This is a genomic window from Ignavibacteria bacterium, from assembly GCA_015709655.1.
Taxonomy (GTDB): domain Bacteria; phylum Bacteroidota; class Ignavibacteria; order Kapaibacteriales; family Kapaibacteriaceae; genus OLB6.
On sequence record CP054181.1, the window covers coordinates 734,003 to 757,015 of the forward strand.

Here is a 23,013-nt window from a genome sequence, read left to right on the forward strand (position 1 = left end):
TGCCACGGTGACTAAAGCTGCATGGTGCCGGCAAAACAAACAACAACAGGTCCGGCAGAGCCGGCATACTCCGCATGCATCACTGTTCGCGTGCCATTTGCGTTACCACAACACCCAGCAATGCCACGCAGCCTCCTATCACAAACATGAGTGTTGGCTGCGTACCAAGGATAGCAAGTGCCAGCAGTGTGGTCAGGATGGGCTGAAGGTTGTTAAAGACGGCAACCCGGGCGGCATCGAAGCGGGAAAGGGCGTAGTACCACAGACCATAGCCGACAGCCGATGTTATCACTCCAAGATAGAAGAGCTGCATCCAGACACCGGCTGCGGTTGACGCATCACCCAGCGGTTGAAAATCACCGGGAATTGGGAGCACCAACCACACCAGAACGTAGAGTGGCAGACCAGTAAAGAAAGTTAGCGACGTAGCATACACTGCTCCGTAGCGAAGCACCATGCGGCGGCCAAGAACCGTGTACAATGCCCACGAAGCACTGGCCGCCAACACCATCAGGTTCCCAAGCAGATGTTCTTGCCGTACCTCAGCCCCTTCGTCAACAAGCACAATAAACGCTCCAAGAAAGGCTACGGCAATACCGGCAATACGCTGCCAGCCCGGCCAGGTACGTTTCCAGAATGCAAGTGCAAGCACCACGAAAACCGGCGTTAGTGCATACGCCAGGGCTGCATTGGGTGCTGTTGTGTAGCGTACACCCCATACAAAACACAACTGGTTTACCGGCAGGTTGATAAAGCCAAGCAGCAGCAGCATCCAGATATCGCCACGCTGAACCTTGGGAAGCGTCCGTCGCTTAACCAGATACCATCCGCCAAGGGCAACAACGGTAAAGGTGCCCCTGAACAACACAACGGTTGTGGGATGCAGTACCGACGTGATGTTTTTGGCAACGATGTGCGTAGAGCTTGCAATAAGCTGCTGAAGGAGCAAAAGCAGATACATCATAGCGGCATCTGCTGAATGACATCGGCGGACTGACGTTCGTAGGACACAGACGCCACACGCCTGCATGCCTCCTGCATTGCTGAGTAGGTTGCCGGCACAAGCAGTCGGTTTAACACGTCCAGAATTGCCACCGGTGTAAGTGTCTCCTGAACAAGCATGCCTGCCGGAATGCGCCGGAGCTGCTCGCGAAGTGCCGGCAGGTCAGTTGCCAAGACCGGTACACGGGCCATCATATATTCAAAAAGTTTATTGGGTAATGCATACCGGTAGCTTTCGCTCACCGGTTCAACCAGACACAGGCCAACGTCGGCACTGCAGGTTATTGCATGCAGCTCATCGTAATCTACGGCAGGGTGCCAGTGAATGCGGTGACTAAGGCCATGCTCGTGCGAACACGCCTGCAGATCGGAAATGGCAGGGCCGCTTCCAACAATACACAGGTGAATATTCTCCTGCAGGGCCATCGCCTTCATCATGGGTTCGATGCCGCGTCCGTGGTGCACTACCCCCTGGTAGAGGATACAGATTCCGCTTTCCGGAATGTTGAATGTATCCCGCAGGTAGGTGCCCGAAACAACGGAACGAAGCGGTGGAGTGTTTAACAGCACGGGTGGACGGTACCGAAGCCGGAACCGCTCCTGAACGATGGAGGCATCCAGGTAACCGCTGACCATAACGGTTTGAACGTGCCTAAGCAGCCACCGCTCGTGACGTGCTATTAGTTTTTGCTTTAAGCCACGTCCACGTAAGGGTCCCAGCGAAAAGTAAAACTCGCGCATATCATACCAGAGCGGAGCACGTGACCGTCGTGCAAGCCCCCATGCAGCCTGAAGAGCAAACAGGTCCATGCCAAGTACCAGACGCGCCGTTACGGGTATCGTGCGTACAAATGCATTCAGCGAGCGCCACCGACCAAAGGCCGATGTCCCGGGATCTGCCCATGTAAACATGGTTATCTCTTCGCCGTTCAGATCACCTGCAGCAATCACGGCCACCGTGTATCCACGGTCACGGAGGGCACGGGCAAGGTTCAGCGTTCGGGCATCCTGCCGGATGTTGGCAAGGGCTACAAGGACAACGTCAACGTGCGATGCCATAGCCCCCTTACAAAGAATGGTGGTAGGTGCTGCGCAGAATTCCGCGTGCGTCGAAGCGTTCCTTAAACTCAATCAGACCGAGCGACGGCGTCATCGGATCCTTGGCAGACGTGTCCTGGCTGACGCCAATGTCAACCCACTCATATCCGTTTTCAACCGCCCACCGGCATGTTTCGTACATCACAAGATAAATGGGTTTCAGGTGTTCGTACTCGTACAGCAACATGTTGTAAAAACACAGAACAACTTTTCGATTTGTTAAAAAAAGCAACGATCCGGCAATTGGGGTTTCATTGTAGTACACCATCAGCAGTCGCAGCTTATCGGGCATCAGGGTGTGGAGTGTTTCAAGATCGGCAAGGGTGTGTGTGGGTGTTACGTTATGACGTTTCTTGTTTTCGGTAAGGATTCGATGAAAGGTGGCATAGTCTGTACTTTCCCTGATATCCAGCTTCTTCTCGCGCAGTATTTTTCTGATTGTTTTCCGTGCCGTTGCATCAAAGTAGTCCAGAAAACGGTCTTTATGCTTCAGGTTGATCGCATGCGAGATGTAGTGCAGTTCAAAATCTGCTTTCCGGTACAGGTGGGCATACTCGGTATGCTGACTGTAGTTGTGTGAGTAAATCAGGGGCGGAGGGATGAAGTACGCATGAGCAATTCCCTGCTTAGCCAGGTGTTGCAGGCATGCATCAACAATCCGCAGCGAGCGTTCGAACGATGCGTCCATGGTAACGATGCCACCATAGCTTGCGCCCACGGGACTCCAGAAATCACCTGACGGACTGATGCCTCCGGGAAGTACAGCAACAAGTTTGTCGTGTTCACGAACCATGAGGTGAGAAAAACCCCACTTCCCCTGCGGATGATAATCAAGAAAGCGCTGCAGGTGAAACATCGTTCCGTTATTGGAGCGCTCAACAAAGCTGTCCCACTCGGTACTCAAGTCGGACGTGTAGGGGTGAACGGTAATTGAACCTTTCATGCTGCTGCAATAGAACTGTAAAGCTAAGGAAGTATTTCGAAAATCATTTTTTTACAATCATACCGGAGTTATTCTATATTTGCTACGTCAAAATAAATCATTGTTTCATTTTGTTGAGGGGAAGTTTGCTTATGAAGATTTTTGCAGCACTTGCAGCGGTTGTTTGCATGGCATTTTTTGCAGCGCCGACTGCGCAGGCACAAGCAAATCAACAAATTGGCTATGGCATACATTCGGCCGACGGACTCGGCGCTCATGTATTCTATGCTGTTTCATCCACACTCCATGTGGGTTCGGGTATTGGGCTGTCAATCCAGGAAGGCGCTAACCGATTCATGCTGGAACCGTATGCCAAGTTGTTCCTTGGTTCCGGTGGAACCGTCAGTCCGTTTATCTTTGGCCAGTTTAACATCATGTTTGGTGACTAGGAAGGATCGGGACTTGAATTCGGTGCCGGGTTACAGTCATGGGTATCCAGCAATGTAGGCATTTTTGGCTCGCTTACCGTTCTGGATCTTGGTCTTGACCCCAGCTACACCAGGTTTGGTACTCTGTACCCGTGTGTTGGTGTTGAGTTTGTGCCCTAACAACCAAGTGCAGTCCGTACACGCTCTGCATCGGCAGACGTGTCAACGGCAATCAGCCGGCTGGTGCTTAAGCAGCATGTAAAAACGGCACCCGCCTCAAACAATCGCAATTGTTCCAATTTTTCAGCCCTCTCCGATTCGGAGGGGGCTTTTTGTGTGTGCCAAAGCAGGCTTCTCCAGCGATAGGCATACAACCCAAGGTGCTTCCAGGGAGTTTGTACGGGCTGACGCGAGAATCCGGTTGCGATGCCATTCTCGCTAATAACAATTTTTACAACTGAGTTGTCTGCCCGCTCTTCTTCGGCCAGCGGGTAGTATGCGGTGGCTACATCGGCGGTGCTCTGCTCCAGACTCTTAACCAGGGCGTCAACAAGGGTGGGTTGCAACAGGGGTTCATCACCCTGGATGTTTACCACAATGTCAGGCTGCAATCCGCGCTGTATTACCGCTGCATAACATCGGTCGGTTCCGCTTTCCAGTGCGGGTGAGGTAAGCTCAACATCCGCACCAAAGCCCCGGGCTACTGTTTCAATCCGCTCATCGTCGGTAGCAATAATCACTGCGTCAAGATTTTGTGACCGCACTGCTGCCAGCCACACCCGTTCCAGCATGGTTTTCCCACAGAGGTCAATCAGTGGCTTACCGGGAAGTCGTTGCGAGGCATATCGCGAGGGGATGACGCCAATGCGTAAAGGACTGTTGCTCATCCCAAAACACGTGGTACCTTGAAGAATGCTTCATTCCTGGACGGTGCGTTGTGTAATGCTTCTCTGGCCGTTAGACACTCGCCGGCAACGTCGGCTCGTGTTTCACAGGCTTGCAGGTGTCCTGGTGGTGTGCCCAACGGAGCATTACCGTCGATTGCTGAAATCGTCCCCACATATTCCACGATGGATGAGAATTCCTCAGCCACGGTATCAAGTTCAGTATCAGTAAAGTGAAGGCGGCACAGCCCGGCAAGGGCTTGAATATCGTCACGTGTCATGCTGCAAAGTTACGTGTGAGACAATTGCCGATCGAATGTGTTCCACAAATTCGTTCTGCTGGTCACGTCCGGCCGTAGCATCCAGACTCAGAGCCGGCATAACAATCAGGTTAACGGTGCCTCCGCTTACACGGTAGGTCCGGGCCGGCATGATGGTAGCCGTACCAACAATGGCAACGGGCCGTACGGCAACAGAGCTGCGCATTGCAAGCGTTGCAACGCCACGCTTAAACGGGCCGGGCTGCCCGTCGGCACTCCGTGTGCCTTCAGGGAACACCAGTACCGAGGTACCGGATCTGATCGTTCCGGCAGTGGCGTCGATAGCACTGTTGGCGTCGCGCGCCTTGGTTCTGTTAATGGGAATAAACGGACTGTACTTTAAACACCATCCAAAAATCGGAATACGCTCCAGTTCCTGCTTGTACATGATTCGTACGTTGTCGGGCAGGTATGCCAGCACCACGGGAATGTCGAACAACGAACTGTGGTTTGCGGCATAAATGTATCGTTGTGCGGGATGATATTCGGTTTTGCCAGGTGTTGGACCGGCGTGCAAATGTGAATTCGTACCGGGTTCAGTCAGGATAACTCTGACACCGGCTAAACGAAGCAGTACTCTGGACCACGAGCGGGCATACCGGTAAAACACATCCTTGTCCCGGAACAAGACCATGTGCACCAGCACGGTAACTGAATACACTATTGTTACCAGGGGTATGACGAAAAAAACTGAAAGCGTACGCATATTCGCAAACCTCGTATCAAACTCTTATCCAACCAAGAACAATTATGCCCGGACTCGAAGATCTTTCAAAACTGCTTGGTTCTGACACTAAAAAGCAACCCACACCCGAAAAAAAACGCGGCTACGATGGACAGATCATGGTCATCAAGGTGCGCACCGAAAAGCGACGCGGAAAGCCGGTGACGATCGCATGGGGCTTTCAGTCGAAACCGGCAGAGCTTGCCGAGCTGCTGGCGCTGTGTAAGCGCATGCTGGGCTCGGGCGGACATGTAACCGACAATGCGCTGGAATTCCAGGGTGACCACGTTCAGAGGGTAAAGGAGCTGATCAGATCTCAGGGCTATGCTGTTCAGAAGTAGTGCGGGCTTCAGGGCAGGATGCATCCCGGGTTCAGTCCCACGGTATAACGGTTCAGCTCCCTGCCGTCGGGACTAAACTCAATAACTTCACCGTCGGTTAAAAAGCCGCGGGCATTACCCACGAGGATGGTGTTGGACGCAGGGTTGTACGTCATTGAATACCAGCTATCACGCAATAAACCCGATGTATGAGATGCAACAGGCTGTGGTGCAGCATTCCCTGCGGTTAGTTTGTCAATACCGTTACGATGCAAAACGTACACCTCGCCGGTTCCCTGGTTCAGGCTTAACGCATGAGCTGCAGGAAAACGCCATTGCTGTACGATGGTGTCGGCGCGGACATCAATCAGCACAACGCCTCCCAGTGAGTCAGCAAGGCTAGGCAGGTTTCTGTAACTGCACCACACTCTGTTCCGTGCTTCATCGGCAACGAGCATAGCTGCATTGGGGAGTCCGGCAATCGTGTCTTGTACCAACATACTGGCGGTGTTTACTACTACAACCGATCCTGCACCCGGTTCAGTATACCGAAGGTCGCCCATACCACTTAATGCCACGTACAGCTTCCCGCGCACAGCCGCCATTCCTTCGGGAGCAGGTCCAACATGGATTGCCGGCAGCGTAACCTTTCGCGTGTCCAAATCAAGCTCAGTTATCGAGTCATCATTCAGGTTACTGCACCACAGCTTACGTCCCCGAACGCACAACTTGAACGGCTTCTGCATTCCGGGCATATCAACCATCCCCGTCAGCTCGCCGGTTTTTTTATGTACAAACAGAATCTTCCTTGTTGTGTTTACAGCGATAATCAGAGTGTCGGCATCGGCAACCATGTGGGTAGGATTGTCACCTATGCTAATATTGTTTACGTAGCGGAGGGCATCGCGAACCACGGTCCCGCTTAAGGCAATGTTGCTTAGTGAAGAATTATTCTGCATCCAGAGACCTTCGCACAGCACCCATATCCCGTCCGGCGAAACCGTGCCGTTCCCTGCTTCCGGGACGGTAGGTGTAGGAAAACATCCGGTGAGTAACACGCAGACAAGGAGTGCTATGGCCTTCCAGCGTAACCTCACGGCAAACAATACCTGACTCACCGCAGCACCTTTAGCGTCTGAACGGTATTATCAGCGTCGAGGGTCACGAGCAAACACTCTGCGGGCAGGTGATACATGGGTATGTTGGTAATCCCCCCGGGAACCGGCATCTGCTGCAACAAACGTCCAGCCGTATCATGAATGTACAGTGTGCCGCCGGTCCGAACAGTAGTCTGCACGATTGCCGTACGTGTAATGCAAGCCAGTGCTGTAGCGGTTGGTGCCGGTGCAGTGTGGTAGCACAGCACTGCATCAAGATCAAAACCGCTGATGGTTGGGTCGTAGTATGGGTGGCGTTTGTTGGCAAGGATCATCGCACACAGATCGCGGATGCGGATCCAACGAACAGAATCGGCACCGATCGATGCCAGGTCGAACACATCGCCACCGCCGCTGCCGGGTGTTGTGTGGTTTGAATGGTTCGTAGGCGTTCGTCCGGCACATCCCTCCAGCGTGAGTGAATCAAACGGGAATACATGCCAGTCCGTACCGTTGGTGCTGACGCTGATTTCGGCCGGTTCGGCAAAGACCTTCCCCAGCGGACCCACAAAGACGTTTTCGAAGATGGTAAAGTCGGGTCCGGGTCCGTCAACAAGAACGTAATTTTTAATACCAACGATGATTTCGCCGTCCAAACCCAGAGCACAGATTTCACGTGGGTCCAATGTTGGTACGGTATCGTTTGCACCGGCATCCGGCCCCCTGAAAATGTTCATCGGGAAGAAGGCAGGCCCTCTGCCAACGGCCTCGCCCCTACCGGGGGTAAATCGCAACACAGTATCAATCTGCTGCTGAGCCTTTGCCGTAACTGATACAAGCAGCGCTATCACAACAATCAGTATTTTTATCATCATGGCAGAACCTCAAGGACAATTCTGGCTGACCGCCCCGGCATTGGATAGCCCCGTACCACCTGATAACGGGTATCAAGAATATTATCGCAGCGAAGTTGTACCGACCCTTTGAGCGAATCTCCGGAATAGCGTGTTCCCACAACAACGGTGGCAAGGTGATATGATGGCAGTACGTTTAGTACATCGCCTCCGGCCTGAGCGTAGCGATACCCGGTGTAGCTCCATTCGCCCCGGGCAAATACGTCAGCACCGTCCCAGCTTACAACACCGTGGACGGCTTCCACGGGAACATACGGGATCGGCGTACCGTCAACCCCCGGGCGCCCGGTATGGTCACGCATGTCCTGGACATTGTAGTTACACTGCAGCGACAGACCGGTACCCGGGATGGTGCAACCAATGCTGTACTCGGCGCCAACACCTGTTGCCCTGCCAACGTTAAAGGCGCTGGTCAGGACAGGGCTTAGTGGTATGCTAACAATCAGGTCTGAAAATAGTGTCCCATACGCCGATGCATCAGCCCACAGCCACCAAACGGGCTGCCAGCGAACTCCCGTTGTTACTGCAGTGCTGCGTTCCGGCAGTAGTTCTCGATTACCGTAATTAAATAAGTATAATTCGTTAAATGACGGTGGCCTGTACCCGCTTCCAACATGCAGGCGCACAGCCAGATTTGTGTCGGGCAGCCAGGCAAGCCCCGCACCGGCGGCAACCGCACCGGGAACATCGGAATACCACTCACCCCGAAGTGATGCTTCGACTTCCATGTGTGGCAGCGAAGCCGAAAACCGATACGCAGCAGCTCCCTGGTGTCGGGATGCCATACCCCCCAGCTCCGGTTGCAGCTGGGTATCGGTTAACAGTGCCGTACCGGCACTGACGCGTGCTTCGTGAATGATATCGTTTTTTATCAGTAGCGCCTGTACGTCGGCAACTGTTTCTACGGACGTGTAGTGGGCCTTGATACCCTGCGGACCCACGAATGTTGCCAAAGCATCAGTATAGCGGGCATTCAGGTAGCGCAGGGCAACTCCGGTGTTCACCTGCCATCCTCCATTCTTAAACAACTGGAGCTTTGCCTGGCCCAGAATATCGGAATTAATCAACGAGGCTACTGACTCAACTGCAACATCCGGCACCACGGCACCGGGAACACCCCGCTTGGTGGTTTGTGCAACCAGTGTGACAGCCAGGTTGCGTGGACCCTCGATGCGGACAATACCCGAAAGCGTTCTCACCCGCGCATTGTCGCGGGTGAGATACATCTGTTCGTTATGCAGGAAGAACGGATAGTTGTAGCTGCCGGCCGACGAGTATGCCTCAAGCCCGGCTCCCGCTTTCCACTCGGTACCGCGCACGGCACCCTGCAGTAACGTTCGCCACGTTTCGAACGAACCTGCGCCTGCCTCAAGGCGCACCGGATTGTCCGGAATGGCAACCGTTAGCTCTACCGTTCCCGTCATCGCATTCGCCCCTGCGGTTGAACCTAAAGCCCCTTTCCGAACATCAACACTGCGAATAAACGATATTGGTATGGTGCTGATATCCACGCCACCATTCTGCACGGTATTCAGGCGCATCCCGTCGAACAGCACCAGCGCCTGTGCAGCACTCCCGCCCCGTACCGAAATGGTGCTCATGCTTCCGGGTCCGCCGTACTGCTTTACAAACAAACCACCAACATCCGACAGAATGTCCTGAAGCTGGTAAGGGGCTTTGGCACGAATGGCCGCATAATTCACATGGTAAACATCGGTAATAGTCCGAAGATAATCGGATGAGTCTCTGCTTCGGGTAATCAGTACCTTCTGCGCCGTAACCGACCGCAGCACAGAATCAGCGTGGGCTCGGGCAGCAACGGGCATGCTATGAAGGTACAGTACAACAAGAAGCAGCAACGGCAGTACCGATTGTTTACTGCAACAGCGGATGGACATACCACAAAAATATGTGATGCGGAACGGGGACCTTACGGCGTCCACCGCAGGCCTACATAGCCCATACGCGGTGACGTGGGACCCCATGCCAGCGAAGCATCGAAAAACTCCGAATAGGGTGCATCTGCGGCAATAACAGGATCATCCTGAATAAAGTTAGTAAGGTTTTCGGCACCGGCATAGAGTTCGAATCCGGGTAGCCCACGCCAGGTAACCTGTGTATTGATACGCCAGAAACCAGGGTACTCGGTGCTACGCTGATATGCGGCGGGATTCCCAGCCGTTGTGGGAAGCCTGCCGGAACCGTTATAGTTACCGGAAGCATCCAGCGTCCAATCATTTTCCGGGCTGTCCCACGTTGCCGTAAATAGCCAGCGATTTCTGCTTACCATTGGTGCCATTTGCTGTGTGCCACCCGTGGGAACCTGAACGTTAACGCCGCGCCATGCTACAAGCACATCAAATCGCTGCACCGGCGAAATCAGCGCCTGCAACATAACGTGTTGCGAATAGCTGCTGCCTGACAGATTGGTAACCCACAATTCATGAACGTCCCTGTCAAAGTCAACCACTACACGGTTGTTGAACCGGGTGTAGAACACCTCGCCGTCCAGCGTAACCGGACGTCCGAACACTTCCATGGCATGGGTAACCGAGAAACCTGCATTCCAGCTTTTTTCGGGCCGAAATGCAGTGTCAAGATGAAGTGTCCGCGAGTTGATGTACGCGCTCAGATTCTCAGTCACGACGGTGGGCACGCGCCAGCCGGTACCAATGTTTGCCCTAAGGGTGGTAAGGGTTGCCACCTGCCACTTGGCATGAAATCGTGGAGTAACCTGGGTACCGTACAGGTTGTGAGCATCGGCTCGCAGGCCACCAACAAAGGTCAGCGCACGTACCGGTTGATATGTGGCCTCGGCATAGGCGCCGGGAACATGTTCGGTACGACTGTTATCGTAACGGAAGTTACGGGTTGCGGTGGTGTCGGTAAGCAGTTCCGTCACGTTGTCGTACAAGTAGGATAAGCCGGCATTGATTTTTAATTCCCGGCTAAATCCCAGAACAAACAGAGTACGGAAGTTAAACGTATTCTGGGTGCTTTCAAGGTTGCGCGGACCAAACACAGACTCCTGCCGGTGCGTCGAGCCATTCAGCGTAAAGGCCAGACCACTCTCATCATAGCCGTCAAACAAATCAATAAAGCCAAACTTGGCAAAGCCGTCAACCCGGCGGACATTGGTTTCGATGGCGTACCGCGGAAGTCCGCCGGCCGGCGCAAGCTGTCCGCTCGTGTACGTATCGGCCAGTCCTCTGATAAAGAACTGTCCCTCGGTTTCATCGTTGTTAAACTGCCAGCGATGAATCAGGTTAATACGCTGAATCTCGGGCGAATCCTGAAAATTATCATGATTGTTATCAATATCGCCCTGCTGAATACCGGCGTGAAGCATCGTCATGGTGGACAGTTCATCCGTTATGGCCTGGGTTCCGTATCCGTTAAACTCAAACCGGTTCATACTGCTTCCGTACAGATTAAAAAACCAGGGCCGGGCAGTAAGGGGCTCATGCAAGGCCACATTGATCTGTCCGGTTTGCCCTTCGTATCCAGCAGCCACTGACGATGCACCCTTTGAAATGCTGATGTTATCCATAAAAGGACCAGGGATGTGATCGAACCCGTACGGCATTTCCAGCGATCGTATCAGGGGTACGGCTTCTACCATTACCTGGGTATATAAACCGCTCAGTCCAAGCATCTGTATCTGGCGCGCACCGCTCACGGCATCAGAAAAACTGACTTCCACGCTTGGGCTCCGCTCAAAGCTCTCGGCCAGCGAACAGCATGCAGCCCTGCGCAGCTCGCGCGATGAAACAACTTCAGTGCGGACCGGTGCCTGGCTGATACGAGCCTGTTCGGCCTCGATTTGAATGCGATCCTTGGTAACGGTGCGGATACTGTCCTGATCACCGTGATCATGTCCGTGATGATCCTGTGCCGCCACGTTCATGGCCAGCACTGTAAAAGCCAATAAGCTAACTCTTGCTACGACGTTCATTTGTAAAACCTCCAGAACAGTTAATAAAATTATTTATCAAACAGTTTGAAGATTCTATATCCTGAGCGGCACCTCAAGCGGGACACTGATGCAAAGCCCCTTTTCATTGTCAGTACCGATACCTGCTGAACCTGATACTCCAAGGCAGAACTCCCATACGTTCGAGACCGGTGCCAGGACGGCTTCCAATGGAGCAGGTACGGCATCAGGGGCAGTATAAATTCTGTTCAGACTCTGTGCTTGATCCAGGGCGGTAAATCGGAGCATGTCATCGCAGCAATCATCCGTACTGTTACCGGTATGGTGATCAGGCTTGTCGGCGCAGCAGTCATCGGCAACGTCTGCACCTTCATCGTTCGTGCAGCAGCCATCATCTGCCGGCTGTTGTTCAGCAGCACATTCGCTTGCGGTACAGCCACTGGTACACACATGAACCAGGTGCGGTATGCCGGCAATGCTGAGCACCAGGAACAGTGCCAGAAGCAGTGAGAATGATTTGCGAACAAGTGACATTGCGCAAAGATAAAGGTCAGACCAGGTTTTGGATGGTCAACCGATGTATCGTACAAAGGGGTGGTTTACAACGTAACAGACCGTACACAGTGCTTGCACGGCAGGCACACCTGACGCACAGGTTGTTCCAAAATTGGAAACGGGCGGTCCAGTGCCGGACGATCTAAAAGTCAAACAGGTCGCCCAGCAGTCCTTTGCGCTTCTTGTGGTGGTACTCATCGTGATGACGGTGCTGCGGTTTACTGTAGTGCTCATCAGAGTATGACTGACGCTGTGGCTGAACCGAGCGCTCGATAATCTTATCCAGTTCGCCACGGTCCAGCCATACTCCGCGGCATTCCGGACAATAGTCGATTTCGACGCCTGAGCGGTCAGTCATGACAAGGTTTACGTTACAGTTCGGACACTTCATGGGTACCTCTAAGTTGGTGATTGGTAACGGACGGCACTATGGTACCAAAAAGGTGCACACCGTATGCCGCCAATATACAACGGCGAACGGTTAATCACCGGGAGTGCCCGAACCGGGGCCTGGACCGTGAGTTCCAGTATTGCAAGGATCCAGCGAACCTCCCTACCTCCTACCTAACAGTCCGTACTATTTCGAAGGCAGAGTAAATATTTTTACTGCATTCGAAACCGGTTTCAGGCTTTTCAGATACTGATAAATCGAAGCCAAATCCTGTTCCGTCATCCCCGCATACATCGTCCACGGCATTATGGTTTGCAAATCTGCCGGACCTACACGCGGCGGTATGTAGCCACTGTCGGCAAACGCCTTAAAGTGCAGAACAAACTGCTCCTGTGTCCACCCTCCGATACCGGTTATTACGTCGGGTGTAATATTCGCCGATCTCAGAACGGCCCCGTTGGGGAAACGCATTTCGAAGCCTCCGGCAAAGGGCTCGCCCACAGGCTTACCTTGCTCCATCTTGGTATGGCAGTCATAACAGCCGGATGCCGTAACCAGATACTTGCCGTACGCCACAGTGTTGGAGGGTGACGGACGGGTTGAGAACACCGGTTTTGCCGGAATGGTATTGATGATAAAGTTCATCGGGAAGTCAGACTCCGAAGGTTCGGTATCAAACTGTATTGGCTGCAGAGTACGGATGTAGGCAATCACGTCCTCGATATCACGCCTGTCCAACTGTCCAAAGTTGTGATGGGGCATAATTGAGAACAATGCTCTTCCATCTTTTGAAACCCCTGCCGTAATTGCCCTGAAAATCTCACCGTCAGTCCAGCTTCCCAGGTGGTGTGGTGTAATGTTATTGGCCACGTACTTGCCCGGGAAGCCCATGGTTTGGTCGAACCTCTCGCCGCCTTTGCCAATGGTGCCGGCAACCGGCGGGCCAGAGAATACACTCCAGTCCCTGGTAGAGTGGCAATCGGCACACACCATCACGTGGTTTGCCAGGTAGCGCCCGCGCTCCACGTTTTCCGGTGCCTTAGCCACCGTCAGCACAGGTGGTTCACCAACGGACGGAAGCATGGTCTTTACATAGGTTAGCACTGCAATGATGGCCAGGGCAAGTGCACCAATAACATAGACTGTAATTTTCAATGCTTTCTTCATAATGCTTTCTCCTAACAACAGCAATCTGTCCAGCCGATCACCATGGTTTGTACTCTGGCATGGGTCGGCACACGGCTGCAATATACATCTGACCGTATACTTTGTTATTGTATAAATCGGTCATCAAAAAGCGGATGCCAGAATATGCCCGGGAATTCCATTTGCAGCTTTTTGATATCTACCTGGTGTAAATCCGGTAAACGTTTTAAACTCCCGGATAAAGTGAGCCTGGTCATAGTACCCGGATTCCAGGCCGATTTGCGAGAGAGAGCCGTGCTGCTGATGCAGTAGGTAGAGTGAAGTAAGGTACCGGTTATAGATAATCCAGGATTCGGTATTCATGCCCAGCCATTCGTCTGCAAGGCGCCGCAGATGTCTGTCGGAAACATGATGGACATCGCACAGGCGTTGCACTGTTAAACCACAGAACTGCTGTGAGCAAAACAGTTCCTGCATCTCGCGGGTAGTGCTGCGCAGTGCTGAATGCGAAATCATATCGTGCAGCCACGTACGGATGAAGGTAACCTGTTCGGTAAAACACTGTGTATCCGCAATCTGTCTGCCCAGGGCGGATAGCGCCCTGCATACACTGTCACCTTCAACAACGGAATTAGCAAACTGTTTTGGAGAAACGTTAAACAGACCCCTCATGCCGATGGCATTCATCTGGATTCCAACAAATTGCTGGGTTCCGCTTTTAATCAGGTTAAACGGTCTGGAATTTATGCCGTTGACAAAGCATGGCGGTAAAACCATCCTTGTTCTGCGAGCCGGGTTTACATAAACAACACTATCCGACGAATTGAAAATTATTTCAACTGTCCCTTTGGGTAGAATAATCTCCCTTCGGGGTTCGGGTCCTGCCTCGGTTATCCGCCAGATGCTTATGATAAACTGTTTTTCAGTGTCATCGGCTGGTACGTAGATATTGGCAGTATTAGGCATGGATGTTGGATGCCAGAAATGATGATGTTTGTAGTAGAAGCCAGAACATGTGATCCACCAGGACAATACCCAACTCAATTCTTGTATGCAGCCCGAAAATCATGGACCGTTTTTTCTTCGTCTCGCAGCCAAATAAAAATACAGTCTTCAACATATTCGTCGGCAGCATACCCGTAAATTTCCCGTAAAAACCCGTATGGCATTTCTTATCGGCATACAGGTTCACATATCGTAAAAAAAAACCTATCTTTGCACCTGATGAAGATCTTCGTGGCCCTCATAATGCTTTTTGTGGCTGGATCGGTTGCTTACGCAGCCGACGACGTGGTGGATTATCTGAAAGCCAGGTCCAGTGGTGACAAGATTTATCTGGAATGGCGATCGGCCTCCGAGACCAACGTTGTCCGCTATGAAATCGAGCGTGCCGGCAAGGACGGGATATTCCGCTACGTTGCAGCCGTCAGTGCCAAGGGCTCGATGAGTACCTACGAGTACTCGGATGATGAAGCCTTTCGCAAGCCTGATGGTGCGCAGTTAGCGTCGCTCTACTTCACCTATCGCCTACGGATCATTTACAAGGATAAGCCGGCCGATTACAGTGTTACAGCCGGTGTAAACCATAATGTTAGCAGTATCCGACGCACGTGGGGAATGATCAAGGAAATGTTCCGGTAACCGGCTGTTGGCGCATGGTGCCGATCATACTCCTGCTGGTCCTGATCATTCCGGTTGCAGCCACCGCCCATAATCACACCTCACCGCGATGCGGGTTTGAGACTGCATTTGGCATACCCGGCGTTCACACCCTGCCATACGGTACCATTTTAAATACCCGTCCAACCACCTTGCCGGAGACAGCCGAATCGGCTGACGGCAGCTTTCGGGTACATTACATCCGCAGCGGACCCGATGCCGTACCCGCAGATGATATCAACCACAACGGGATACCGGATTTTGTTGATGAAGCCCTGGCAGCCCTCACCTACTCCCGGGAGCAGTACATTGCCATGGGATACCGCGTGCCACCCGGTGATGGCGGTGCAGGTGGCTCGGATGCCATTGATGTGTACATGCGTGACCTGAGTACCGCAGGTCCTTCGGGTCAGGGTTTGTATGGTCTCACGTCGCCTGATACCCGGATTTCGCAGACAACGCCACCACGGTTTACCTCGTTCATTGAGGTTGACAATAATTTCTCGGCTGATGACAGAAACAGCAGTGGCGGCATCGTGTACGGCACAACAGGCGTGAACGGCTTACGGGTAACCTGCGCCCACGAACTGTACCATGTGTTTCAGTCCGGCTCATACGGCGTCTTCCAGGTTCAGCCAATGATCTACGAGTTTACTGCAACACTCATGGAACAACTCCTGTATCCCACCATCCCTGACTGGGTTAGTTACACCTCGAAACTGTTCACCAGACCGGCGGAATGGCCGTTTGGAACATCATCCGGCATCACCGGCTACGTGTGGGGTTTCTGGGGCCAGGTTGTGTACAACTCACCGGCGCGTAATGCCATCCTTGACATCTGGAATCAGATTTATAACGGCACGTATCCGATGCAGGCATTTGTTAATGCTATCGACGCTAACGGCACATCGCTGCGGGACGTTTTTTGCAACTCACTCCCGTTGTTCTATGCTACCGGCTCGCGATCTGTAGAGACTGACGGACTACTGTTCTCAGCAGATCTGCCGGAAATCCAGCTTGGCATTGACGCTCCGGCAGAGCCCCCTTCGACGATGGCCACGGGCAATCTGCGAGCCTTTGAAGTACGTGCTTTCCGGTATAGTCTGCCCAATGCAGATGGCAACGGACGAGTGAGTGCTGCCATCGTTGTAACATGGCCAGATGCCGAGGCATTTGTTCGTTCAAATCCTAACGAACAAAATCCGTTTACAATTATCGTTACTAATTCACCCTTGCCATCGGATATTCCGATTGCCGGAACAACGTGGGGCGTGCGTATCACTCCATCCAACATCTGCGCATGGGTTCAGGGATCGGCAACGCACCACGTCGAAGCCCCCTACCCTAACCCGGTACGGCTATCGCAATCTACAATCATCAACATTCCCGTTAACGCACAGCCGGGCGAAAACGTCGAAGTAACCCTGCTGACATCCGATTTTATTGGCATTGCAACGTTTCGTACCACTGTGATTTTAGACGATGTACGCCCCGTTGCCCGCATCGAACTTTCACCCACACTGCAGAACGGTCCGTACCTGTTGCGCATCCAGACCAACTCAGCTACAACACTCACCAAATGTATGATACTGCGATGACGGAATTAACGGGCAAGGGGCTTAGCAAGGCGTTTGGGAAGCGGGTACTGTTCAGCGACCTCAGTCTTGATGTTGCAGGCGGTGACTGCCTTGGCCTGATTGGTCCCAACGGCTCGGGCAAGACAACGCTCCTGAAAGTTCTTGGCGGAATAATCAGTGCTGATACAGGAACACTACAACTGAGAATTGACAGCAAGCCGGCAGAGCCGGTGATTAGCCACGTTGGTGTGGTTGCTCCGTGGTTACGTATTTATGAAGAGTTTACGGTTGCCGAGCTCATGCAGCACGTTCTCCGGCTGCGTGGCCTGAATGTTAATAACAATACGATTCACGAAGTGCTTGAAACCATGGAATTACGGCTTCGTGCTGCCGATGAGATCAGGCTGCTCAGTAGCGGACTGCGCCAGCGACTCCTGCTGGCACTTGCTGTTTTGCCTAAACCGGCTCTGCTGCTGCTGGACGAGCCTTCGGTAACCCTTGATGCTGGCGGACGAGCGCTGGTGTCCCGCGTAATACAGCAACACCGCCACGAGGGCGGTGTTGTACTACTGGCTACAAATGATGATTTCGAAATTGCGCTGTGCAGCCGTACCTATTCGTTAAGCAGTACCGCTGCATCCAACATGTAATTTACTGCTTGGATTGCTGGAATACCGGACTCTTGCTTTCCTTAACAAAACCATAGGCCCGGATATCAAGCGTGGGGTGCTCAGGATGGCTGGTTTTGCACTGAGCCAAGGCACTGAATTGTCCGGCCATCGACGGTACAATCGTTGCGGTAAGATCAAACGACTCGTGTGGTTTCAGCTCGATTTTACTTTTTTGGCTAAGAACCATACCATTGTCGGACGTGAAATCAGAAAACGTGATCGGGATATCCGAGTTGTTGGTAATCTTTACCGTGTTGTTTGATTTCTGACCAATTTCCAGGTTCTGAAATGCAAAGTAAACGCTGGGTGTAAGCGAAATCGCGCGCTGGATATCGGCCTTTAAAAAGAGATACGAAACATGAGCATTGGTGTCAGTCCCTGCAGGGATAGGGGTACCCTTTGTTCTGTACGCATCCAGAGCATCAAATGCATCCTGGTCCATCCATCTAACGGTGATTGACTTTGTAATAGCGCCTTGCTGTGCCGGGCTGATGTTCAGTTTTACGCCCATAGTGCTAACGTCGCCCGACGTTAGCTCCATTTTATCGGGATCGGTTTTTGTACAACCGCATCCGGGTTTAACTTCTACAATCTTGAGTGGCTTATTGCCAACATTCTTCATTTTGATTGTTGCTTCAAGGTGTCCGTCGGCCGGTGGCTTTGTTTTGCCCCAGTCATAGGTTTCACCACCAATTATTTCCAGCTTTGAATGTGGTGCTGCATCAGTAGCGGTTGTGCCTTGCGAAAAACCAAGTGTCGTAGTCAGTACAAACACCGCGCAGGCTGTTAAAAGTGAACGCATTGTTCCTCCGGAAATCACTAAAATGTGTCGGTTAGTTCAAAAAACCTGTGTTTTTAACGAACAACCAACGTAAAAATTACATTTTCAACGATACATAGGTGCTACAATCCCTTGGAAAGTTGCACACCGAATGAAAGTTCCAGAAAGCGCCAGGATTGTGACGCTGCCAGATTATTCAGAGGTAGTGAAATCTGTAAAAACGGCGAAATCACATAGCGGCCGGTTATCGGAACATCGTACATCAGCCGCACGGCAGGCTCGAATACCAGTGGTGCTACATTATCGAAAACTGCCGTCTCAATTGTCCGCTCCCTGCTGCCCGTACCGGTAAACGTAACGTCGGCTGGTGCCACGATTGCCTCTGTCAGTGTTGCCGGGGCCGCCACAGCCACGTGTGCCCGTAGTTCAAGGCCAACGCTAAACGGCGTTTGAAACAAGCGGGTGCGTGCCTTTGCGGCAAGCGTCAGGTAGGTGATGGTGGACGTTAACCGGTATTCGGTCACCAACTCCTCCACCGCATCGGCCGACGTCCGGAACGGCAGTGTATCACCTCCGGTTCGCAGTTCCGACATCAGCGTGAACAAACCCAAGCCCCCTCCCACTGCCAGTGAGGGCTGCAGCCACGACTCGGCAGTAATCATCAGGCGCACAGGGATGCCTGTGCCCGACGTAAACTCGCAGCATGGCAGCACCTGTTCAGAGTACACCATTGACGCTGTTTGACGGGCGTATCCTGCCGCCACCTCGGTTCCAATGTACACCGTTGGCATAATCTGCGGCGATCTGGCTGACCATTCCCACTGGTATCCCTGCGGATAGGCATTCCCAGCGGCGGTGACCAGGAATACGGCCAGGATGACAGTGAATTTCATGGTCGCACCACCGTGACTGAGTTGCGGCGGACTCCCTGTGTTGCAACGAACAAATACAGTCCCGGCGGCAATAGTGCCATTGATGTGCTGATGACTGCTGACTCCGCCAACTCCGTGTGAAAAACCTGCGTACCCCACACATCATAACCATAAACTTTTATAGGACCATCATACGCAGCCTGAACAGCAATCTGCACGTTGTCGAACACCGGGTTGGGCGAGGCCGCCATCCGCAGTGTTCCGCCCACACCGGCTTTGTATTGTAAACCACAGATACTATCGGTGCTGAACGTTCCGCTGTGGGTTTCAACCGTAAAAATATTGTCGCATCCGGCATTTCCGAATTTTGTGGTACCTGCATCAAGTGTCAGTTCGGTTGACACGTTTTGTCCAAGGTATGTATCAAACAACAGCACCACAAACGTATCCCGCTCTTTAAACGAACCATTAGCCGACTGTTTGATTGTTACCACACCGCGCGGCATCTCGGCATCCATTAAAAACTGCGATCCTTCCGACGCTGTTTTGTTGGTCACGGATCCGCGGTAGCGCAACTGACGCGGATCGAATGTCAGTACGATGGATGAATTCTGAGCCATTCTGATTTTGTTGCCATCCACCACCACAGGAAGCTGCAGCAGTGTTCCCGGGCGCAGTGATGAGCTGCCTACCTGCACCCGCAGGGTATCGGCAGGAACCGAACTCCCCGCTAACGGGATACGGACTGGCGACCCGATTGCTGAGCTGTGAACCACAAGGCTGGCCTCCAGCAGCTCTGGTTGCAATGGCGCATACCGTAGAACAAACTCCTGTGAAGCACCCACGGCAATTGCCGGTATCTGTGTAGAAGGACTGCACGTTACCGCCGCACCGAACGGCTCGACCGTTACGCTGTCGATCCGCAGAATGATATTGCCGGTATTGCTGATGGTAAGCCGTTGTTCCGAGATTGGGGTGCAGGCCGGCTGCTGAACCACCGCACCAAAATCCACCGTGCCGGGAACAACGTCGATCCGTGGTTTTCTGGCAAAGCCGCGCAGCACAAACACAATCCTGTCGGCACCATCGGGCACACCTTTTATCGGACGGTGTGCCAGGTTGCTTGTTACAACGTAGCGTGCTTCGTGCACACCACCCTGTACCGGGTTAAACACAATCTGCAGCGTATCGGTATCGTTGGTTGCAATGCCAGAGCCCCCTTCCATCAGCTTTTGCTGAATGGTAAACGCCTGCACATCGGCGGGACTGCCTTCCAGTGACTCACTATCATAACCAATGTTAATATTGCCGGTATTGCGGACAACAATTCGTGCTGTTTTCCCACCCGACCCATCGGCATTTACATCGCCAAAGTCAATCGTATCGCCCCGTACCGTTACCGGTGGCGGCATTCCCGACGCATTGTCAACCTGCAGTTGCTGCACCACGCCGGTACCTGACAGTCGCACCTGCAAACTATCGGTATTGCTGGTAGGATTAGGCCGGTACACAATTGTAAACACCGCGCTGTCGGTACCGGCATTATGTGGTTTATAGCGAACCTCCCACCGGAGCATATCCTTGGGAGCCAGCACCGGAGCGGGCAGAGTAGGAACAACGAATTCCGGATCGCCCACCACGCTGGTCAGGAACTTCAGATCCTGTGCAACCACCGGAATCGTCAACATTGATGCGTTTGTAACCGGATACTGTTGTGAAGGGGGCTGAGGCGCCGGATTCACATACACGCTATCGAAATTAATTTCGGTTACGACCGAGGCTACGGCATACCGTGTTTTAAGCGCTTGCAGCAGAAACCGTTTAAACGCTGCCGGACCCAGAGAGTCGCGCACCAGTACCACCCGGAGTTCGAGCAGAGCTTTAGCGGTAACATCCGGTGGGAATGTGGGATTGTTTTTAAACGCACCGTACTCAACCTCGAATTCGCCTGTATCACCGGGCGGGATATGGTACGGAAGTCCACCGATACGGTAGAACTCTTCCTTGCGGGGGTGTTCGGGTGGAACATCGCGGGTATTCACAATCAGGTAGTACGGCTCGGCAAGAGAGTTGGTAGCCAGGATGGCAACCGGCTCCGTCTCGTGGTTAACCACGTAGAACGTCTTCCGTACCGGGAAGCCCTCAAGGGTAACGCCGAAATCCATGACCGTATCACCACGGTTGTTGGGATTCCAGAAAACATCAACAGCGGGTTGAGCACCCAAGGGGCAGGACGTCAGCCACATCAACAGCAGGAGGCACACAAGGGCCACACTGCGTTTTACCATGATGCCAGCAGATTGGTGATAAGGGTTGGCAGAATACCAAGGACGACGGTTGCCGTGGTACACACTGCCACGGTAACTGCCGAGGTGCCCGACGGTGGCTGTACCGCCGAATGTTCGGCATCCTGAAAATACATTTTTACAACCAATCCAAGGTAGAACCATACCGATATCACTGACGATGCAACTGCAACAATGGTAAGCCACGTAAAACCGGCATCAATTGCTGCGATAAACAACAGGTACTTGCCAAAAAAGCCGGCAAGGGGCGGAATACCCGCCAGCGAAAACATAAAAATAGCCATCGCCGCGGCTAACGGTGGATTCCGTTTTGACAGACCGGCATACGCATCGAACGTGAGCGACGTTTCATCGTTGGTTTCCAGCATGCTAACAACAACAAAGGCACCCAGCTGCATAAACGTGTAGGCCGTCAGATAAAACATGATGGCGTCATGCCCATCGGCCGTACCGGCAACAATACCCATCAGCAGGTAGCCCGCATGAGCAACTGACGAGAAGGCAAGCATCCGCTTAACACTTTTTTGTACCACTGCAGTGATATTGCCAACCAGCATCGTAACAGCCGAGACAATGGCCAGCGTAAGCTGAAGCTGAGGTGTTAGCACCGCCGTTTTCACCATCGGCATTAAGGCGGTAAATGCAGGCAAAATGGCGGAGAACGCTGCGGCCTTGCCTGCGGTACTCATAAACGACGTTACAATCGTCGGCGCCCCCTCATACACATCAGGCACCCACTGGTGGAACGGGAAAGCAGCAATTTTAAACGACAAGCCAACAATAAGAAGTACCGAGCCTATCGCAAGAAGCAGCGGATACTGGCTGGTACCGCCCAGGACGACCGTGAAAATATCTCCGTACTGAAGTGAACCGGTGGCTCCGTAGATCAGTGCAATACCATACACCAGAAACCCCGAAGCAAAGGCACCGAGCAGGAAGTACTTCAGCGATGCCTCCACACTGCGGTTTGACGTGCGCATAAAGCCGGCCAGAACGTAGAAGCTTACCGACATCAGTTCAAGACCGATAAACATCACAAGCATGTTCTGGGCATGGGCCATCAGCATCATGCCGGCAATACTGCCCACCATGATGGTATAGAACTCATCAAAACCGGCCTTCATGCGCTGCATGTATGGTTTTGACGCCAGCATTGCCAGGATGCCCGCAATACAGAACAGAATGTCGAAAAATGCCGCCGACCCACCCAGCGTAATCATGTTGTTAAACGCAGTTCCCCGAGACCACAGCGTTGTTGCGGCAAGGATACCGGTAACGGCCAGTGTTGCCATGTAGTAGCCGTACACTACCGACGAATCGCGTTTAATAAAGGCTTGTATTACAATTCCAATGGCTCCGAGAGCCAGCCAAATCACCACAAGAGGCAGCGATCCAAGGATTTCGGTATTCAT

Annotated in this window: 23 protein-coding genes; 5 read left to right on the top strand and 18 right to left on the bottom strand. The window is 52.8% G+C overall.

Annotated elements, in window-relative coordinates:
* Window positions 1–79: 79 nt before the first annotated feature.
* From HRU79_03030 to HRU79_03040, 3 genes are read right to left on the bottom strand one after another with little or no spacing between them, the layout of a single operon-like run.
* A complete protein-coding gene (locus HRU79_03030; protein QOJ25675.1) occupies window positions 80–964 on the bottom strand; it encodes an EamA family transporter in 885 nt (294 codons plus the stop codon).
* Window positions 961–2,061, bottom strand: coding sequence for a glycosyltransferase (locus tag HRU79_03035; protein ID QOJ25676.1), 1,101 nt, complete (start codon window positions 2,059–2,061; stop codon window positions 961–963). The genes HRU79_03030 and HRU79_03035 overlap by 4 nt, the downstream gene beginning before the upstream one ends.
* 7 nt (window positions 2,062–2,068) lie before the next feature.
* Complete coding sequence (locus tag HRU79_03040; GenBank protein ID QOJ25677.1) at window positions 2,069–3,043, bottom strand: GNAT family N-acetyltransferase; 975 nt, start codon at window positions 3,041–3,043, stop codon at window positions 2,069–2,071.
* Window positions 3,044–3,174: 131 nt separating this feature from the next.
* Here HRU79_03040 and HRU79_03045 point away from each other — a divergent pair, with 131 nt between their 5' ends.
* A complete protein-coding gene (locus tag HRU79_03045; GenBank protein ID QOJ25678.1) occupies window positions 3,175–3,471 on the top strand; it encodes a hypothetical protein in 297 nt (98 codons plus the stop codon).
* Window positions 3,472–3,626: 155 nt separating this feature from the next.
* Here the strand turns inward: HRU79_03045 and HRU79_03050 are convergent, their stop codons facing one another.
* From HRU79_03050 to HRU79_03060, 3 genes are read right to left on the bottom strand one after another with little or no spacing between them, the layout of a single operon-like run.
* Window positions 3,627–4,337 (bottom strand): 3-deoxy-manno-octulosonate cytidylyltransferase, encoded by a 711-nt coding sequence (locus HRU79_03050; GenBank protein ID QOJ25679.1) that lies wholly within the window; start codon window positions 4,335–4,337, stop codon window positions 3,627–3,629.
* A complete protein-coding gene (gene gatC / locus HRU79_03055; GenBank protein QOJ25680.1) occupies window positions 4,334–4,615 on the bottom strand; it encodes an Asp-tRNA(Asn)/Glu-tRNA(Gln) amidotransferase subunit GatC in 282 nt (93 codons plus the stop codon). The genes HRU79_03050 and gatC overlap by 4 nt, the downstream gene beginning before the upstream one ends.
* Window positions 4,605–5,360, bottom strand: a complete 756-nt coding sequence (locus HRU79_03060) for a 1-acyl-sn-glycerol-3-phosphate acyltransferase (protein QOJ25681.1) — start codon at window positions 5,358–5,360, stop codon at window positions 4,605–4,607. The genes gatC and HRU79_03060 overlap by 11 nt, the downstream gene beginning before the upstream one ends.
* Before the next feature lie 44 nt (window positions 5,361–5,404).
* Here HRU79_03060 and HRU79_03065 point away from each other — a divergent pair, with 44 nt between their 5' ends.
* Window positions 5,405–5,719 carry a translation initiation factor gene (locus HRU79_03065; protein QOJ25682.1) on the top strand — a complete coding sequence of 105 codons (315 nt, stop codon included), beginning with the start codon at window positions 5,405–5,407 and terminating at the stop codon, window positions 5,717–5,719.
* 8 nt (window positions 5,720–5,727) lie between these two features.
* Here the strand turns inward: HRU79_03065 and HRU79_03070 are convergent, their stop codons facing one another.
* The 8 genes from HRU79_03070 to HRU79_03105 form a co-directional block, all read right to left on the bottom strand.
* Window positions 5,728–6,816 carry a hypothetical protein gene (locus tag HRU79_03070; protein QOJ25683.1) on the bottom strand — a complete coding sequence of 363 codons (1,089 nt, stop codon included), beginning with the start codon at window positions 6,814–6,816 and terminating at the stop codon, window positions 5,728–5,730.
* Window positions 6,813–7,670, bottom strand: a complete 858-nt coding sequence (locus HRU79_03075; GenBank protein QOJ25684.1) for a hypothetical protein — start codon at window positions 7,668–7,670, stop codon at window positions 6,813–6,815. Before HRU79_03075 ends, HRU79_03070 begins: the two co-directional genes overlap by 4 nt.
* Window positions 7,667–9,607: a TonB-dependent receptor gene (locus tag HRU79_03080; GenBank protein ID QOJ25685.1), complete on the bottom strand. Its 1,941-nt coding sequence runs from the start codon at window positions 9,605–9,607 to the stop codon at window positions 7,667–7,669. The genes HRU79_03075 and HRU79_03080 overlap by 4 nt, the downstream gene beginning before the upstream one ends.
* A gap of 32 nt (window positions 9,608–9,639) precedes the next feature.
* Window positions 9,640–11,664, bottom strand: a complete 2,025-nt coding sequence (locus HRU79_03085) for a TonB-dependent receptor (protein QOJ25686.1) — start codon at window positions 11,662–11,664, stop codon at window positions 9,640–9,642.
* 54 nt (window positions 11,665–11,718) lie between these two features.
* Complete coding sequence (locus HRU79_03090) at window positions 11,719–12,177, bottom strand: hypothetical protein (protein QOJ25687.1); 459 nt, start codon at window positions 12,175–12,177, stop codon at window positions 11,719–11,721.
* Between the two features lie 163 nt (window positions 12,178–12,340).
* Window positions 12,341–12,589: a zf-TFIIB domain-containing protein gene (locus tag HRU79_03095; GenBank protein QOJ25688.1), complete on the bottom strand. Its 249-nt coding sequence runs from the start codon at window positions 12,587–12,589 to the stop codon at window positions 12,341–12,343.
* 186 nt (window positions 12,590–12,775) lie between these two features.
* The gene (locus tag HRU79_03100; protein ID QOJ25689.1) at window positions 12,776–13,756 is read right to left on the bottom strand and encodes a c-type cytochrome; all 981 of its coding nucleotides are present in this window, start codon (window positions 13,754–13,756) and stop codon (window positions 12,776–12,778) included.
* Window positions 13,757–13,879: 123 nt separating this feature from the next.
* Entirely contained in the window at window positions 13,880–14,701 is an 822-nt protein-coding gene (locus tag HRU79_03105; GenBank protein ID QOJ25690.1) for a helix-turn-helix transcriptional regulator, read from the bottom strand.
* A gap of 258 nt (window positions 14,702–14,959) precedes the next feature.
* Between HRU79_03105 and HRU79_03110 the strand changes: the two genes are divergently transcribed.
* The 3 genes from HRU79_03110 to HRU79_03120 are packed head-to-tail and all read left to right on the top strand — an operon-like array spanning window position 14,960 to window position 17,621.
* Window positions 14,960–15,376: a hypothetical protein gene (locus HRU79_03110; protein ID QOJ25691.1), complete on the top strand. Its 417-nt coding sequence runs from the start codon at window positions 14,960–14,962 to the stop codon at window positions 15,374–15,376.
* A 14-nt stretch (window positions 15,377–15,390) separates the two neighbouring features.
* Window positions 15,391–16,992, top strand: a complete 1,602-nt coding sequence (locus HRU79_03115) for a hypothetical protein (protein QOJ25692.1) — start codon at window positions 15,391–15,393, stop codon at window positions 16,990–16,992.
* A complete protein-coding gene (locus HRU79_03120; GenBank protein QOJ25693.1) occupies window positions 16,989–17,621 on the top strand; it encodes an ATP-binding cassette domain-containing protein in 633 nt (210 codons plus the stop codon). The genes HRU79_03115 and HRU79_03120 overlap by 4 nt, the downstream gene beginning before the upstream one ends.
* Before the next feature lies 1 nt (window position 17,622).
* Here HRU79_03120 and HRU79_03125 read toward each other — a convergent pair whose 3' ends face one another.
* From HRU79_03125 to HRU79_03140, 4 genes are all read right to left on the bottom strand, one after another.
* Window positions 17,623–18,444: a DUF1573 domain-containing protein gene (locus HRU79_03125; GenBank protein QOJ25694.1), complete on the bottom strand. Its 822-nt coding sequence runs from the start codon at window positions 18,442–18,444 to the stop codon at window positions 17,623–17,625.
* 101 nt (window positions 18,445–18,545) lie between these two features.
* Window positions 18,546–19,316, bottom strand: coding sequence for a hypothetical protein (locus HRU79_03130; protein QOJ25695.1), 771 nt, complete (start codon window positions 19,314–19,316; stop codon window positions 18,546–18,548).
* Window positions 19,313–21,583: a choice-of-anchor D domain-containing protein gene (locus HRU79_03135; GenBank protein QOJ25696.1), complete on the bottom strand. Its 2,271-nt coding sequence runs from the start codon at window positions 21,581–21,583 to the stop codon at window positions 19,313–19,315. Before HRU79_03135 ends, HRU79_03130 begins: the two co-directional genes overlap by 4 nt.
* A complete protein-coding gene (locus HRU79_03140; protein QOJ25697.1) occupies window positions 21,577–23,013 on the bottom strand; it encodes an NADH-quinone oxidoreductase subunit N in 1,437 nt (478 codons plus the stop codon). The genes HRU79_03135 and HRU79_03140 overlap by 7 nt, the downstream gene beginning before the upstream one ends.

What these genes read in the sequence shown, in the direction of transcription:
- HRU79_03030 (QOJ25675.1), bottom strand. Translation starts at nt 964, where the DNA reads ATGATGTATCTGCTTTTGCTCCTTCAGCAGCTTATTGCAAGCTCTACG.
- HRU79_03035 (QOJ25676.1), bottom strand. Translation starts at nt 2,061, where the DNA reads ATGGCATCGCACGTTGACGTTGTCCTTGTAGCCCTTGCCAACATCCGG.
- HRU79_03040 (QOJ25677.1), bottom strand. Translation starts at nt 3,043, where the DNA reads ATGAAAGGTTCAATTACCGTTCACCCCTACACGTCCGACTTGAGTACC.
- HRU79_03045 (QOJ25678.1), top strand. Translation starts at nt 3,175, where the DNA reads ATGAAGATTTTTGCAGCACTTGCAGCGGTTGTTTGCATGGCATTTTTT.
- HRU79_03050 (QOJ25679.1), bottom strand. Translation starts at nt 4,337, where the DNA reads ATGAGCAACAGTCCTTTACGCATTGGCGTCATCCCCTCGCGATATGCC.
- gatC (QOJ25680.1), bottom strand. Translation starts at nt 4,615, where the DNA reads ATGACACGTGACGATATTCAAGCCCTTGCCGGGCTGTGCCGCCTTCAC.
- HRU79_03060 (QOJ25681.1), bottom strand. Translation starts at nt 5,360, where the DNA reads ATGCGTACGCTTTCAGTTTTTTTCGTCATACCCCTGGTAACAATAGTG.
- HRU79_03065 (QOJ25682.1), top strand. Translation starts at nt 5,405, where the DNA reads ATGCCCGGACTCGAAGATCTTTCAAAACTGCTTGGTTCTGACACTAAA.
- HRU79_03075 (QOJ25684.1), bottom strand. Translation starts at nt 7,670, where the DNA reads ATGATGATAAAAATACTGATTGTTGTGATAGCGCTGCTTGTATCAGTT.
- HRU79_03080 (QOJ25685.1), bottom strand. Translation starts at nt 9,607, where the DNA reads ATGTCCATCCGCTGTTGCAGTAAACAATCGGTACTGCCGTTGCTGCTT.
- HRU79_03085 (QOJ25686.1), bottom strand. Translation starts at nt 11,664, where the DNA reads ATGAACGTCGTAGCAAGAGTTAGCTTATTGGCTTTTACAGTGCTGGCC.
- HRU79_03090 (QOJ25687.1), bottom strand. Translation starts at nt 12,177, where the DNA reads ATGTCACTTGTTCGCAAATCATTCTCACTGCTTCTGGCACTGTTCCTG.
- HRU79_03095 (QOJ25688.1), bottom strand. Translation starts at nt 12,589, where the DNA reads ATGAAGTGTCCGAACTGTAACGTAAACCTTGTCATGACTGACCGCTCA.
- HRU79_03100 (QOJ25689.1), bottom strand. Translation starts at nt 13,756, where the DNA reads ATGAAGAAAGCATTGAAAATTACAGTCTATGTTATTGGTGCACTTGCC.
- HRU79_03105 (QOJ25690.1), bottom strand. Translation starts at nt 14,701, where the DNA reads ATGCCTAATACTGCCAATATCTACGTACCAGCCGATGACACTGAAAAA.
- HRU79_03110 (QOJ25691.1), top strand. Translation starts at nt 14,960, where the DNA reads ATGAAGATCTTCGTGGCCCTCATAATGCTTTTTGTGGCTGGATCGGTT.
- HRU79_03115 (QOJ25692.1), top strand. Translation starts at nt 15,391, where the DNA reads ATGGTGCCGATCATACTCCTGCTGGTCCTGATCATTCCGGTTGCAGCC.
- HRU79_03120 (QOJ25693.1), top strand. Translation starts at nt 16,989, where the DNA reads ATGACGGAATTAACGGGCAAGGGGCTTAGCAAGGCGTTTGGGAAGCGG.
- HRU79_03125 (QOJ25694.1), bottom strand. Translation starts at nt 18,444, where the DNA reads ATGCGTTCACTTTTAACAGCCTGCGCGGTGTTTGTACTGACTACGACA.
- HRU79_03130 (QOJ25695.1), bottom strand. Translation starts at nt 19,316, where the DNA reads ATGAAATTCACTGTCATCCTGGCCGTATTCCTGGTCACCGCCGCTGGG.
- HRU79_03135 (QOJ25696.1), bottom strand. Translation starts at nt 21,583, where the DNA reads ATGGTAAAACGCAGTGTGGCCCTTGTGTGCCTCCTGCTGTTGATGTGG.
- HRU79_03140 (QOJ25697.1), bottom strand. Translation starts at nt 23,013, where the DNA reads ATGAATACCGAAATCCTTGGATCGCTGCCTCTTGTGGTGATTTGGCTG.